This window comes from Achromobacter sp. SIMBA_011 (genome assembly GCF_046535435.1).
In the GTDB taxonomy this organism is placed as follows: domain Bacteria; phylum Pseudomonadota; class Gammaproteobacteria; order Burkholderiales; family Burkholderiaceae_B; genus Achromobacter; species Achromobacter dolens.
In genome coordinates this window covers 1-265 of record NZ_JAWRWN010000593.1, presented here as the reverse complement: position 1 = coordinate 265, position 265 = coordinate 1, and the positions used below count along the sequence as shown (strand labels likewise).

General features: G+C 69.8%; 1 protein-coding gene. It reads right to left on the bottom strand.

Annotated elements, in window-relative coordinates; all coding sequences use genetic code 11:
* A partial coding sequence (locus SB816_RS32295; protein ID WP_410548283.1) for a LysR substrate-binding domain-containing protein occupies positions 1–265 on the bottom strand: 265 nt, incomplete at both ends.

Genomic DNA, 265 nt, shown 5'->3' with positions numbered 1-265 from the left:
CTTCGGCGCGTTGCGCGAGCCGCTGCGGGACCACGGCGATCAGATCGCTTGCGCGCAGGATTTCGGGCAGCACGAGAAAACTCGTGACCGAGAGCGCGACGCGGCGCGCGCGGCCATGCTGCGCGAGCGCTTCGTCGGTGACGCCGTGAAAGCTGCCGCCCGTGTACGACACCAGGGCGTGATCGAGCGCGCAGAAACGCGCGAGCGTGATGCGTCCGCGCGCGGCGTCGGGATGATCGGCGCGCATCACGCAGACGTAGCGTTC